Origin of the sequence: Agrobacterium burrii, assembly GCF_017313405.1 — a bacterium.
Classification (GTDB): Bacteria; Pseudomonadota; Alphaproteobacteria; order Rhizobiales; family Rhizobiaceae; genus Agrobacterium; species Agrobacterium burrii.
Window position 1 is genome coordinate 180,184 of the sequence record NZ_JAFLNA010000004.1, and the last position, 13,819, is coordinate 194,002.

Annotated in this window: 13 protein-coding genes; 10 read left to right on the top strand and 3 right to left on the bottom strand. The window is 59.2% G+C overall.

From position 1 onward, the window contains the following. Nucleotides 1-37 precede the first annotated feature (37 nt). The 7 genes from JZX89_RS09720 to JZX89_RS09750 all read left to right on the top strand — a co-directional run bounded on the left by JZX89_RS09720 (nucleotide 38) and on the right by JZX89_RS09750 (nucleotide 6,617). On the top strand, nucleotides 38-346 hold the full coding sequence (locus JZX89_RS09720; protein ID WP_207133947.1) for a DUF2853 family protein: 309 nt from the start codon (nucleotides 38-40) through the stop codon (nucleotides 344-346). Between the two features lie 92 nt (nucleotides 347-438). After that, entirely contained in the window at nucleotides 439-1,233 is a 795-nt protein-coding gene (locus JZX89_RS09725; protein WP_207133948.1) for a thymidylate synthase, read from the top strand. After that, nucleotides 1,230-1,757: a dihydrofolate reductase gene (locus JZX89_RS09730; protein WP_174373491.1), complete on the top strand. Its 528-nt coding sequence runs from the start codon at nucleotides 1,230-1,232 to the stop codon at nucleotides 1,755-1,757. The genes JZX89_RS09725 and JZX89_RS09730 overlap by 4 nt, the downstream gene beginning before the upstream one ends. 143 nt (nucleotides 1,758-1,900) lie before the next feature. Next, the gene (gene hflK, locus JZX89_RS09735; RefSeq protein ID WP_149900220.1) at nucleotides 1,901-3,022 is read left to right on the top strand and encodes an FtsH protease activity modulator HflK; all 1,122 of its coding nucleotides are present in this window, start codon (nucleotides 1,901-1,903) and stop codon (nucleotides 3,020-3,022) included. Nucleotide 3,023: 1 nt separating this feature from the next. Continuing rightward, nucleotides 3,024-3,950: a protease modulator HflC gene (gene hflC, locus JZX89_RS09740; protein ID WP_149900221.1), complete on the top strand. Its 927-nt coding sequence runs from the start codon at nucleotides 3,024-3,026 to the stop codon at nucleotides 3,948-3,950. A gap of 283 nt (nucleotides 3,951-4,233) precedes the next feature. Continuing rightward, nucleotides 4,234-5,778 carry a Do family serine endopeptidase gene (locus tag JZX89_RS09745; RefSeq protein ID WP_207133949.1) on the top strand — a complete coding sequence of 515 codons (1,545 nt, stop codon included), beginning with the start codon at nucleotides 4,234-4,236 and terminating at the stop codon, nucleotides 5,776-5,778. 89 nt (nucleotides 5,779-5,867) lie between these two features. Continuing rightward, nucleotides 5,868-6,617, top strand: coding sequence for an SDR family oxidoreductase (locus JZX89_RS09750; RefSeq protein WP_153515076.1), 750 nt, complete (start codon nucleotides 5,868-5,870; stop codon nucleotides 6,615-6,617). A 24-nt stretch (nucleotides 6,618-6,641) separates the two neighbouring features. Here JZX89_RS09750 and JZX89_RS09755 read toward each other — a convergent pair whose 3' ends face one another. Both JZX89_RS09755 and serB read right to left on the bottom strand, forming a co-directional pair. Beyond that, on the bottom strand, nucleotides 6,642-7,214 hold the full coding sequence (locus JZX89_RS09755) for a GNAT family N-acetyltransferase (protein ID WP_207133950.1): 573 nt from the start codon (nucleotides 7,212-7,214) through the stop codon (nucleotides 6,642-6,644). Then, complete coding sequence (gene serB / locus JZX89_RS09760) at nucleotides 7,211-8,101, bottom strand: phosphoserine phosphatase SerB (protein WP_207133951.1); 891 nt, start codon at nucleotides 8,099-8,101, stop codon at nucleotides 7,211-7,213. The genes JZX89_RS09755 and serB overlap by 4 nt, the downstream gene beginning before the upstream one ends. On the opposite strand from serB, the gene miaA reads away from it, so the two are divergent. Continuing rightward, nucleotides 8,100-8,996: a tRNA (adenosine(37)-N6)-dimethylallyltransferase MiaA gene (miaA, locus tag JZX89_RS09765; protein ID WP_207133952.1), complete on the top strand. Its 897-nt coding sequence runs from the start codon at nucleotides 8,100-8,102 to the stop codon at nucleotides 8,994-8,996. The genes serB and miaA overlap by 2 nt on opposite strands. A 9-nt stretch (nucleotides 8,997-9,005) precedes the next feature. Here the strand turns inward: miaA and JZX89_RS09770 are convergent, their stop codons facing one another. After that, nucleotides 9,006-11,015 (bottom strand): ATP-binding protein, encoded by a 2,010-nt coding sequence (locus JZX89_RS09770; protein WP_207133953.1) that lies wholly within the window; start codon nucleotides 11,013-11,015, stop codon nucleotides 9,006-9,008. A 381-nt stretch (nucleotides 11,016-11,396) separates the two neighbouring features. Between JZX89_RS09770 and JZX89_RS09775 the strand changes: the two genes are divergently transcribed. Beyond that, nucleotides 11,397-13,190 (top strand): acetolactate synthase 3 large subunit, encoded by a 1,794-nt coding sequence (locus tag JZX89_RS09775; RefSeq protein ID WP_153515081.1) that lies wholly within the window; start codon nucleotides 11,397-11,399, stop codon nucleotides 13,188-13,190. A 19-nt stretch (nucleotides 13,191-13,209) separates the two neighbouring features. Continuing rightward, a complete protein-coding gene (gene ilvN / locus JZX89_RS09780) occupies nucleotides 13,210-13,782 on the top strand; it encodes an acetolactate synthase small subunit (RefSeq protein ID WP_003507555.1) in 573 nt (190 codons plus the stop codon). Nucleotides 13,783-13,819: the final 37 nt, after the last annotated feature.

Here is a 13,819-nt window from a genome sequence, read left to right on the forward strand (position 1 = left end):
AAGCAACGTGGCGCCGGGGACACACGAAGGAGTTGATATGACCGACTATCTCGCAGATGTGAAGAAATACGATGCGGCAGCCGATGAAGCCATCGTAGGCAAAATCGTCAAGCATCTCGGCATTGCGTTGCGCAACCGGGATTCATCGCTGGTGTCCGCTTCCGATCCGGAAGAGCTTGCGCGCGTCAAGACAAGCTGGTGCGGCAAAAAGCTCGGCGTGACCGACGATAGCGCCGACAAGGCGATCGACGCCGTCTGCAAGACCATGGCTGCGGACCGCTCCAAGTCGCGCGTCACCTTTTATTATCTGGTGGCCAAGGAACTGGGCAAACTCCAGTCGCTTTGATTTGAGCCGGGGATAAGCCCGCATTAGGTGATTGGTTCTGCCGCCCTGTGCTATTATATTCTCTGGATATCAGGGAATCGGCGGCAGAACGCATGAAACAATATCTCGATCTTCTCCAGCATGTGATGGATACCGGCTCCGACCGCGGAGACCGCACCGGCACCGGCACGCGCTCGGTCTTCGGTTACCAGATGCGTTTCGATCTTTCGCAGGGCTTTCCGGTTCTCACCACCAAGAAACTGCATCTGCGTTCCATCATCCATGAATTGCTGTGGTTCCTGAAGGGCGACACCAATATCGCCTATCTCAAGGACAATGGCGTTTCCATCTGGGATGAGTGGGCCGATGAGAATGGCGATCTCGGCCCGGTCTATGGCGCGCAATGGCGCTCGTGGCCGGCACCGGATGGCCGTCGTATCGACCAGATCGCGCTTCTGATCGAGGCGCTGAAAACCAATCCCAATTCCCGCCGCCACATCGTTTCGGCCTGGAACCCGGCGCTGGTGGACGAAATGGCGCTGCCGCCCTGCCATTGCCTGTTCCAGTTCTATGTTTCGGATGGCAAATTGTCCTGCCAGCTTTACCAGCGCTCGGCCGATATCTTCCTCGGCGTGCCGTTCAACATTGCTTCCTATGCGCTGCTGACGCTGATGGTGGCGCAGGTGACCGGTCTGAAACCGGGCGATTTTGTCCACACGCTCGGCGACGCGCATATCTACGCCAACCATTTCGAACAGGCGCGGCTGCAGATGACGCGGACCCCGAAGGCCCTGCCGACGATGCGCCTCAATCCTGACGTGAAAGACCTTTTCGGCTTTAAGTTCGAAGACTTTACGCTTGAGAATTACGAGGCCGATTCAAGCATCAAGGCGCCGATTGCGGTATGAGTGAGCCGCGCGTCACCATCATTGTCGCAGTGTCGGAGAACGGCGTTATCGGCCGTGACCTCGACATGCCGTGGAAACTTTCCACTGACCTCAAGCGCTTCAAGGCGATGACGATGGGCAAGCCGCTCATCATGGGCCGCAAGACGTTTCTGTCGGTCGGCGAGCGCCCCTTGCCGGGCCGGCCGCATATCATCGTCAGCCGTAATGCCGATTACAGGCCGGAGGGCGTTGATGTCGTCTCGTCGCTGGAAGAGGCTTTGAAGCTCGCCAAAGACAAGGCTGCGGAACTTGATGTGGATGAGGTTTTTGTGGCTGGCGGCGGCGAGATTTATCGTCAGGCCATGCCGTTTGCCGATCAACTTTCCGTCACCCATGTGGCGGTAAAGCTCGATGGCGACACTTTTTTTCCGGATATCGATCCCGCCGTCTTTGAAAAAATCGACGAGAATGCCGTTCCCGCAGGGGAAAGGGACAATTATCCGGTTCTGTTCACCACTTATTTGCGAAGAGCCGCGTCAAAGTGAACTATTTACCGCGATTGGGTATTTAGTTACCACCTCTGCGTTGAAACGGACGCTTCTCCTTCTTATAACGGGTCGATATTCCCGCCGCACGCGAGCAATCGCTTTCGAACGGAACCGGGAGAGGCTTTTATAAAGAGGTATTGATGCCCTGGAGCAATCAGAATGGCGGCGGCGGCCCTTGGGGCGGCGGCGGTGGAGGAAACAACCAGGGCGGCGGCGGCGGCCCGTGGGGACAGGGGCCTAACCGGCCTCGCGGCGGTGGCGGCGGCAACAATGGCGGCCCGCCCGATCTGGAAGAGATCATCCGGCGCAGTCAGGACCGTTTCAGGAATGTCCTGCCGGGCGGCTTTAATGGCGGCGTGGTTGCGATCCTCGTTCTCGTCGTGCTCGTTTTCCTCGGCATTCAGTCCATCTATACCGTCCAGCCGGACGAGCGCGGCGTGGAGCTGCGTTTCGGACGTCCCAAGGACGAAATCTCGATGCCGGGTCTGCATTTCCATCTGTGGCCGATCGAGACGGTTGAAATCGTCAAGGTCACCGAGCAACAGCAGAATATCGGTTCGCGCGCCTCGTCTTCCTCATCGAGCGGCGTAATGCTGACCGGCGACCAGAACATCGTCAACGTGCAGTTCTCGGTGCTCTATACGGTTTCGGATCCGAAATCCTATCTCTTCAACGTCGACAGCCCGGCGGAAACCCTGCAACAGGTTTCCGAAAGCGCGATGCGTGAAGTCGTCGGTCGTCGTCCGGCACAGGATATTTTCCGCGATAACCGTCAGGCGATTGCGGGCGATGTGCGCGCCATCATCCAGTCCACCATGGACGGTTACGGCGCCGGCATTTCCATCAATGCGGTCGCCATCGAAGATGCGGCACCGCCGCGCGAAGTGGCCGATGCCTTTGATGAAGTGCAGCGTGCGGAACAGGACGAAGATCGCTTCGTTCAGGAAGCCAACCAGTATGCCAACCAGAAGCTGGGTGCGGCACGCGGTCAGGCAGCACAGATCGTCGAAGAGGCGAACGCCTACAAGTCGCGTGTTGTCAACGAGGCCGAGGGTGAGGCACAGCGCTTCATCTCCATCTACGACCAGTATCGCACGGCGCCTGATGTGACCCGTCAGCGCATGTTCCTTGAAACCATGGAACAGGTCCTGAAGGGCTCCAATAAGGTCATCATCGACGAAAAACAGGGCGTGGTGCCTTATCTGCCTCTGAACGAGATCATGCGCGGCAATACAGGCGCAGCACAGCAGGGAGGCAACTGATATGAGCAACCGTCTTACGGCCGTTCTCGTCGGTCTCGCCGTCCTGCTTTTCCTCGGCTATTCGTCGATCTTCGTCGTCAACGAACGCCAGCAGGCAATCGTTGTCCGCTTCGGTCAGATTCAGGACGTGAAAACCGCGCCGGGCCTCTACTTCAAGATGCCCTTCGCCTTCATGGATGCCGACCGGGTGCAATATGTCGAGAACCGGGCGCTACGCTTCGATCACGACAATATCCGCGTTCAGGTTTCAGGCGGCAAGTTCTATGAAGTAGACGCCTTCGTGGTCTATCGCATCACGGATGCACGCCGGTTCCGCCAGACGGTCTCGGGTGACCAGATGTCGGCCGAATCGCGTCTTCGCACCCGTCTCGACGCATCGTTGCGCCGGGTCTACGGCCTTCGCGGCTTTGAATCGGCGCTTTCGGACGCACGTGCATCGATGATGCAGGAAGTGCGTGACGATCTGCGTCCCGATGCAGAATCGCTCGGCATCAGCATCGTGGATGTCCGCATCCGCCGTACTGACTTGACGCAGGAAGTGTCGCAGCAGACCTTCGAGCGCATGAAGTCGGAACGTCTGGCTGAAGCCGAACTGATCCGCGCTCGTGGTAATGAAGAAGCCCAGCGTCGCCGCGCTATCGCTGACCGTCAGGTTGTCGAGTTCGAGTCCGACGCACGTCGCCAGTCCGAAGTCCTTCGCGGTGAAGGCGATGCGAACCGGAACCGCATCTTCGGTGAAGCGTTCCAGCGGGACCCGAACTTCTTCGAGTTCTATCGCTCCATGGCGGCCTATGCCACGTCGCTGAACGGCACCGGCACGACGCTGGTCCTGTCCCCGGATTCGACCTTCTTCCGTTATTTCAACAATATCGACGGCGCGCCGTCTGCGGCCCCGGCCGCACCTGCAGCGCCCGCGCCGGCGAATTGATAGCGGATAAAATGATGTTGGAGGGGCCGGTTTTTACCGGCCCTTTCTTTTTTGGCAAAGTTATCCTCATTCTCGACGGAGCAGGGGCTCGACCACCAATGTTGGTAATTTGAGGACTGGTTTTGGCCGGCCCTTTCTTTTCACTCCGTTTTCGTGCCAATGCTGTACGCACCGGGCAAGGCGGCATCCGCCTGTTCACGAAAAGGTATTTTTACACTTCATCATTCCGCCTTATGCTTTGTCGATATAGCAAGGCGAGACTATTTGAAACGCGAGGACGCTTATGGCCGTGACCCTTCTTTCGCCCTTTCGCAGCAGCATTGCCGCAGTCGCGGGCATCGCGCTTGTGGCGGGTAGCCTTTCGGCACCGGTTGCGGCATGGGCGCAGAGCCATGGGCCGGAATCGGTGGCCGATCTTGCCGAGCCGCTTCTGGATGCGGTGGTGAATATTTCCACGTCGCAGAACGTCAAGACCGAGGGCAAGGGGCCTGTTCCGCCAAAGCTGCCGGAGGGCTCGCCCTTCCAGGAATTCTTCAAGGATTATTTCGACAGCCAGAAGCCGGAGGGTGGTGAAAAGGTCAACTCACTGGGTTCCGGCTTTGTCATTGATCCCGCCGGTTATGTCGTCACCAATAATCACGTCATCGAGGGTGCTGATGCCATCGAGGTGATTTTCCCTAATGGTTCGAAGCTGAAGGCAACGCTTGTTGGCACCGATACCAAGACCGACCTTTCGGTCTTGAAGGTAGAGCCGAAAACGCCGCTGAAGGCCGTCAAGTTCGGCGATTCGCGCAGCATGCGCATCGGCGACTGGGTGATGGCGGTCGGCAATCCCTTCGGACTTGGCGGGTCGCTGACGGTCGGCGTCATTTCCGCGCGCGGCCGCAACATTAATGCCGGCCCCTACGACAATTTCATCCAGACGGATGCGGCGATCAACAAGGGCAATTCCGGTGGTCCGCTCTTCAACATGAAGGGCGAGGTGATCGGCATCAATACGGCGATCATTTCGCCGAGCGGCGGTTCGATCGGCATCGGTTTTGCCGTTCCGACGGAACTGGCGCAGAATATCGTGCAGCAACTGATCGAATTCGGCGAAACCCGTCGCGGCTGGCTCGGCGTTCGCGTCCAGCCTGTTACCGACGATGTGGCCGCAAGCCTTGGCATGGAAAGCGCCAAGGGTGCTCTGATCTCCGGCGTCGCCAAGGGCGGCCCGGTGGAGAACGGCCCTATCCAGGCTGGCGATGTCGTGCTGAAATTCGACGGCAAGGACATTCATGAAATGCGCGACCTTCTGCGGATCGTGGCGGAAAGCCCGGTTGGCAAGGAAGTTGATGTGGTGATCCTGCGCGACGGCAAGGAGGAGACCGTCAAGGTCAAGCTCGGCCAGTTGCAGGATACGACCGACGAAAAGGCCGCGACCGAAGACCCGCAGGCCGAGGATGGCGATGGCGGCGTGGTTGCGCCTGAAGATGATGGCGGCACCGACGATCAGGCGCAGGACCAGACGCCGGAAGTGCGTGAAGCGCCGCAGAGCGTGCTTGGCATGAATCTGGTCGTCCTCAGCAATGAACTGCGCACGGAAAAGGGCATTGCCGAAAGCGTCGAAGGTGTGCTGGTCGCCAGCGTCGATCCGGGTTCGCCCGCCGAACAGAAGGGCATGAAACCGGGCGATATCATCGTCGAAGTCGGCCAGGACTTCATGGAAGTTCCCGGTGACGTGCTGGTGCGGATCAACGGCCTGAAATCCGAAGGCCGCAAGAATGCGCATATGATGGTTGCCGATGCGCAGGGCAATCTGCGCGTGGTGGCGCTGGCGCTGGAATAGAGCGCTTTCCACCCGGTTCGGCAGGAATCGGGTGGTTGTGATCCCGGCCTCTCTCTAATCCTTGGTCTCCATCAACGGAGGCCAAGGATATGAAATTACTCGAAAACAAGGTTGCCATCATCACTGGCGCGTCATCCGGCATCGGCCGGGCGACGGCGAGGCTGTTTGCCGCTGAAGGGGCAGCCGTCGTCATCAATGCGCGGGGTGCTGCAGCACTGGAAGAGGTTGCCGCTGAGATTCGCGAGATCGGCGGCCGGGTCCATGCCGTTGTCGGCGACGCTAATCTTGAGGAAACCCATTCCCGACTGGCGGATGCGGCCGCAAGCGTTTTCAGTGGTCTTGATATCGCCGTCAATAATGCGGGCGCGGTCGGAGCCATGAAGCCGATGGCGGAGATTTCCGCCGAGGAATGGGATCATGTCCTCACAGCCAATCTCACTTCCGCATATCTCGGTGCGCGTCACCAGATTCCGTTGATGCTTAAGCGGGGCGGTGGCTCGATCATCTTTATCTCCAGCTTCGTCGGCACCAGTGCCGGCATCCCGGGAATGGCGGCCTATGGTACGTCGAAGGCGGCGTTGATGGGGCTGGTGAAAGGCATTACCGCCGATTATGCCGTGCAGGGCATTCGCGCCAACGGGCTGCTTCCCGGCGGGGTAGACACGCCCATGGCCGGAGATGCGGCTCAAAAGGAATGGGCTGCGGGCCTGCATGCGATGAAACGCATCGCCGAGCCGGAAGAACTGGCGCAGGCAGCACTTTTCCTCGCCAGCCCGATGTCGAGTTTCGTCGCCGGATCGGCCCTGTTTGCGGATGGCGGCAATGCGGCGGTGAAGTAAGGTTCCAGACTGGCGGGGAGGGCGTTATTGCGCTTGCCGTTCCCGCCATTCCGTCAGCGTCAGCGCATAGGTCACATGCGGACGCAGATGCGGATGGGTGTCATCAGGCACGCGCGGATGGTCGAAATCGCGTGACGGGTCCCGTTTCAGGCCGATGCGCTCCATCACACGCGTCGAACGCTCATTGTTATGGACAGCGAAGGAGACGATCTCAGGCGTTTCCTTTTCATCGAAGGCCATGACGAGCAGCGATTGTGCGGCTTCGGTGACATAACCATGGCCCCAATAACGGGTAGCCAGCCGCCAGCCGATCTCCATGGTGCCGAGCGGGAAAGGCGGATCGAGGTTCATGACGGGCGATATGCCGCAGAAACCCATGACGTCGCCGGTTTCGCGCAGTTCCATGGCGTAGAAGCCATAACCGCTGCCACGGATCATGCCGTTGATGGTTTCCAGAACCGCATCCGCTTCCGCATGGCTGCGGCGGAAGGGAAAAAATTCCATGACCTTTTCGTCCGCGTTGATTTCGCGGAACAGGTCGCGGTCGCTTTCCTTCCACTCGCGCAGAATGAGCCTTTGTGTTTCGCGGATGATCATGGAGTGACAAAATCCGTCTTGCGGTAGCCCTGGATGTAAAGAAGCGCGGTCAGGTCGCCATGGTCGATGCGCATCTGCGCCTCAGCCGCAACGGCGGGCTTGGCGTGCAGGGCAACACCCGCGCCAGCCAGATGCAGCATGCCGAGATCGTTGGCGCCATCGCCGACCGCAATCGCCTCTTCCGGCGAGATGCCAAGCTTTGCGGCAATGTCGTTCAGCGCGTCCACCTTGGCCTGTTTGCCGAGGATCGGTTCGGCAACCGTGCCGTCAAGCTCGCCATTGGCTTCGCCGAGCAGATTGGCGCGGTTCTCATCGAAACCGAGCATGGCTGCGACGGGGCCTGTAAAGACCGTGAAGCCGCCGGAAACCAGCGCAGTATAATAGCCCTTGGCCTTCATGGTGGCGATCAGTTCTTTGCCGCCGGGGGTCAAGGTGATGCGCTTTTCGATGACCTCATCGACCACCGAGACCGGCAGACCCTTCAGCAGCGCCACGCGCTCACGCAGTGCCGGTTCGAAGGCGATCTCGCCATTCATGGCGCGGGCGGTGATGGTGGAGACCTTGTCCTTCAGGCCAACTTCGGCGGCCAGCTCGTCGATGCATTCCTGGCCGATCATGGTCGAATCCATATCGGCGATCAGAAGTTTCTTGCGGCGGTTATCCTGTTCCTGGATGACGATATCGATCGGCTGGCCGGCGATCGTGGCGGCAATCGCGTTGCGGGCCTCTTCGGCATTGGTGCCGGAAGGCAAAGCGATATCGCAGGCGACACCATCCGCCAGCCAGTAAAGACCTGACGCATTGACGGCCTTTGCCGCGGCTTCGCCGAGGGCCGATGTCAGAACAGGATTTGACGGATTGGCGATAAGCGTGGCAACGAAAGCCATGATGAAAAACCTTGATGAGAATTTTGATGCGATCCTGATAACCGGCCCGACGGCAAGCGGCAAGTCCGCGCTTGCGCTTCGCTTAGCGCGGGAGCGGAATGGCGTCGTCATCAATGCCGACAGCATGCAGGTTTACGACACTCTGCGGGTGCTGACCGCCCGGCCTTCGGAAGAAGAAATGCACGGTGTGCCACATCTGCTCTACGGCCATGTGCCGGCAAGCAGCCTTTATTCCACTGGCGAATGGCTGCGGGATATTTCAGTCCTGCTTTCGGATCTGCGCAAGCAGGAGCGTTTTCCCGTCATCGTTGGCGGCACGGGGCTTTATTTCAAGGCGCTGACCGGGGGGCTGTCCGACATGCCTTCCATCCCGGATGAGATCCGCGACAGGCTGCGCGGCCGGCTGATTGAAGAGGGGCCGGTGGTTCTCCACACCGAATTGTCGCGACGCGATCCTGCGATGGCGGAGGGTCTGCAGCCGGGAGACGGCCAGCGTATTGTTCGAGCGTTGGAAGTGATCGAAGCGACCGGAAAATCGATCCGGGATTACCAGAAGGCCAGCGGCCCGGTGATCGTTAATCCCGACCGGGCGCAGAAATTCGTCGTTTTGCCTGAGAGGCCGGTGCTGCATGATCGCATCAACCGTCGTTTCGAGGCCATGATGGAAAGCGGTGCGGTGGAGGAGGTCGAGGCGCTTCTGGCTCTCAAACTCGCGCCCGATGCGACGGTGATGAAGGCGATCGGCGTTTCTCAGATCGCTGATATGCTGGCCGGGCGCATCAGCGAGGCGGAGGTCATCGAAAAATCGGCCGCTGCGACCCGCCAATATGCCAAACGGCAGATGACCTGGTTCCGCAACCAGATGGCAGAGGACTGGACGCGCATCCAGCCCTGAAGGCTGGCGTCAGTCCTTGCGATAAAGACTGCCGAGCGGCTTTTTCAGGAGGCTTTCGCGCAGCGACGGGCGTGTATCGGCCGGCGGGGGACCACTTTGCGTCTGCATCTGGAAACCGGCCCGGCGCAAGTCGTTGACGGCACCGGAGGCGCTGTCCATCCTCTCCGGGTTTTGTGGCGGTGGCGATGTGCGTCCGGGCAGCATGTCCGGGCGGTAAGGCTCATAGCCCTCCGTTGCGGGCGTTCCCAATTCTCGCTTCCAGCGATCGATGTCGTCTGCTTCTCCGGGCGCCACCAGCGATTCCGGCAGATCGGAAAAGGCCGCTTCAACGCTTTGCTGGAAGCCGGTGATGACTGGCCTCGCTGTGGCCCGCATGCGGGTGACAATGCTGTTGAGGTCGACGGTGTCAGGTGTTTCGTGGGGCGCGTGGCTCACCGTACCGCTCGCCTTCGGCAATTTGATTGTCGGCACACGGTCGAAGCGCATGCGCATCGGCACCCCCACCGCTTCACCGAAGGCGATGGCCTCCCCATTGCCGATGGAGGAAAGAAAGCTGGTGGTCGAGGCCGAGGCGTTGGGCACGGCCGACAGAATGATCTTCTGGTCGATCTCGTTTGACAGCCGCATGGCGAAAACGGTCGAGCATTGCGACAGGATGGTCTGATCCAGCTCGCTTGGCCGCTGGCTGATGACGCCGAGCGAGATGCCGTATTTACGGCCTTCCTTGGCGATCTGGGCGATGGATTGCCGGGTCGGGAAAAAGCCGCGCTCGGGATCGGCCGGGACATAACGGTGGGCTTCTTCGCAGACGACAAGCATATGCAGCGAGCCGCGTGCCAGCACCGCCAGCTCAAACGACATGCGGCAGAGAACGGAGACCACCGAGTTCACCACTTCGGAGGGAATTCCCGACAGCTGGAACACTGAAATCGGCTTGCCTTCCCCCGGAATACGGAAGATATGCGCCACCGTTTCTAGAATGGTGTCGCTGATCGTATTGCTGGAGAACATGAAATTATAGCGCGGGTCGTTGATGGCCGAGAGGATGCGGCCTTTCAGGGAGCGGAGCGCCGGCTTTTCGCCGCGTCCTTCCAGCCGCCCGATACGCTCATCGATGGAAGCCAGAAGATCAGCCATGCGGTAGGGCACCGGCGAATCCGGTGTGATCGCGCTCTTGTCGGAGGTGCGGCGGACGGCGGAACCATCCGTTCCGCGAAATACCTTTTTCGCCTCGGGTATGACTTCACGCAGAACGTCCATCTCTTCCGGCACGGGCTTGCGACCACGGAAAACCACTTCCGCGAATTCCTCAAGGCGCATCAGCCAGAAGGGAAGGTCGAGCGTATCGGTATCGATGACAACTGAATGATCGGGAAAGGCGGCTGCGAATTCATTGTGCGGATCGAGAATGAGGACGCGCAGTTTCGGGTCCGTTTCGATCGCCTTGTTCAAGAGCAGGGAAACCGCAGTGGTCTTGCCGACCCCGGTCGAACCCACGACGGCGAAATGTTTCGAAAGCATCTGCGGAATATTGATGGCCGCGCCGATCGTGTCGTCCTGCGTCAGCTTGCCAATGACGCAGCTGTCGCGCTTGCCGCTGTCATAAATCTTGGCAAGGTCGGTGGTGCGGATGCGATGGGCTACTGCGCCGAGATAGGGGTAACGGGAGATGCCGGTGGAAAACCGTTCGCTGCCGTCTTCAGTGCGGTAAATTTCGCCCACCAGTTCCACGTCGATCAGCAACCTGTTCGACTTCTCCGACGACCAGTATTCTTCGCCGGTGCGCATGGAAAAGACCAGCGCCGTAACACGGCTCGTGCCCATTTCGATGGAGATCAGGCGCCCGACAGACCAGAGTTGGGCGACATCGGTTGAGCCCATCTCTGTTTCGGCGGCGATGGTCGCATGGGCGCCATTGCAGGCGATGACGCGGCCAAGCATGCGGTTTGCCGGTTGCTGGCCGGATCGCCGTTCGTTGTCGTCCATGGGGGACGTTTTATGAAACTCGTCGTTATTCACGTCTTATCCCGGTACATGCGGATGATCGCGGTGGTTCGGGCAGTATCTGCGCTTTCGATCATAAAAGATTATATTTAACAACAGGTGTATCAATTGGGTTCGAAAATTTCGTCAACGGCACTTTTTGGGTAATAAAAGAAGTGGCTGCCGATTTTTTCCGCAATATGCGTTGACGGCTTATGGTTTTGTGGCTAACACTCCGGCCCATGAAAAATCTTAACGTACTTATCGTGGTGGGACGGCGCATGGGCAGGATGGTGTAACCATCCGGCGAAAGCACCCATGCGCTGAACGAGGCTCCTCTAGGGGCCTTTTTTTATGTCTTCAAACAGGCCTTCGGGCTCCTCGATATCCAAAGCCAATGCGGGATGGAAACAGGCAATGACGGATAAGGACAATACGGAAAACAGCAATCGCATGACAGGTGCGGAGATCGTGCTCAAAGCGCTGAAGGACAATGGCGTCGAGCACATCTTCGGTTATCCCGGCGGTGCCGTGCTTCCGATCTATGACGAGATTTTCCAGCAGGAAGATATCCAGCACATTCTCGTGCGCCACGAGCAGGGTGCCGGCCACGCCGCCGAAGGTTATGCCCGCTCCACCGGCAAGGTCGGCGTCATGCTTGTCACGTCAGGTCCCGGCGCCACCAATGCGGTAACGCCGCTGCAGGATGCGCTGATGGATTCCATTCCGCTCGTCTGCCTTTCCGGCCAGGTTCCGACATCGCTGATCGGTTCTGACGCGTTTCAGGAATGCGACACGGTCGGCATCACGCGCCCCTGCACCAAGCACAACTGGCTGGTAAAGGACGTCAACGAGCTGGCTGGCATCATCCATGAGGCCTTCCGCATCGCCCAGACGGGTCGTCCCGGTCCTGTCGTCGTTGACATTCCCAAGGACATCCAGTTCGCCACCGGCACCTACACGCCGCCTTCCGCTGCCGTTCAGCAGAAAAGCTACAAGCCGAAGGTTCAGGGCGACCTCAATGCCATTCACGCTGCCATCGACCTGATGTCCAAGGCGAAAAAGCCGGTTTTCTACACCGGCGGCGGCGTCATCAATTCCGGCCCGGACGCGACCCGGTTGTTGCGCGAACTGGTGGAGCTGACCGGTTTCCCAATCACCTCGACGCTGATGGGTCTCGGCGCTTATCCGGCATCCGGCAAGAACTGGCTCGGCATGCTGGGCATGCACGGTTCTTACGAGGCCAATATGACGATGCATGATTGCGACGTTATGGTCTGCGTCGGCGCGCGTTTCGACGACCGGATTACCGGACGCCTGAATGCGTTTTCGCCGAACTCCAAGAAGATCCATATCGATATCGACCCGTCCTCGATCAACAAGACGGTGCGTGTCGAGGTGCCTGTTATCGGTGATGTCGGCCATGTTCTGGAAGATATGGTTCGCCTGTGGCGCGCTTTGCCGAAGAAGCCAGAAAAAGCCCAGACGGCGGACTGGTGGTCGCAGATCGAGCGCTGGCGCGCCCGCAACTCCTTCGCCTACAAGAATTCCAAAGATGTCATCATGCCGCAATATGCCTTGCAGCGGCTTTATGAGGCATCGAAGGGACGCGAGACCTTCATTACCACTGAAGTCGGCCAGCACCAGATGTGGGCGGCGCAGTTCTTCGGTTTCGAGGAGCCAAACCACTGGATGACGTCGGGCGGTCTCGGCACCATGGGTTACGGCCTGCCAGCGGCGATCGGCGTGCAGGTCGCGCATCCGGAAGCGCTGGTCATCGACATTGCTGGCGATGCCTCGATCCAGATGTGTATTCAGGAAATGTCCTGCGCCATCCAGTACGGCCTGCCGGTGAAGGTTTTCATCCTCAACAACCAGTATATGGGCATGGTCCGCCAATGGCAGCAATTGCTGCATGGCAACCGCCTGTCGAACTCCTATACCGAAGCCATGCCTGACTTCGTCAAGCTGGCGGAGGCCTATGGTGGAGTCGGCATGTATTGCGACGATCCGAAGGAGCTGGACGACAAGATTGCAGAAATGATTGCCGTCAACAAACCGGTTATCTTCGATTGCCGCGTTGCCAATCTTGCCAATTGCTTCCCGATGATCCCGTCTGGTAAAGCCCATAACGAGATGCTGTTGCCGGATGAGGCGACGGATGAAGCTGTTGCCAACGCCATCGATGCCAAGGGCCGTCAGCTAGTCTGAGCCGGGAGAGGAAAAGGACATGAACGCACACCTACAACCCACCGGCTCCGCCTATTTCATTCAGAAGGAAACGGCTGCCGTCGAAAATCACACGCTGTCGGTTCTCGTCAGCAACGAGCCGGGCGTTCTCGCCCGGGTCATCGGCCTGTTTTCCGGCCGGGGCTACAATATCGAAAGCCTGACGGTTTCGGAAACCGAGCATGAGGCGCATCTGTCGCGCATCACCATCGTCACGCGCGGCACGCCGATCGTGCTGGAGCAGATCAAGGCGCAGCTGGAGCGTATCGTGCCGGTGCACCGGGTTCTCGATCTCACCGTTCGCGCCCGCGAACTGGGGCAGGAACGGCCGATAGAGCGCGAAGTGGCGCTGATCAAGGTCGCAGGCACGGGCGAAGTTCGCGCTGAAGCGCTGCGCCTTGCCGATGCGTTTCAGGCCAAGGTGGTGGATGCGACTGTCGAGCATTTCATCTTCGAAATCACCGGCAAGTCATCGAAGATCGACCAGTTCGTCGCCATCATCAAGCCGCTCGGCCTGATCGAAATCTGCCGCACGGGGATTGCCGCGATGAATCGGGGTTCGCAGGGGATGTAATCTCCGCACGTCAGGCAAATGCCTCGGAATTATCCAA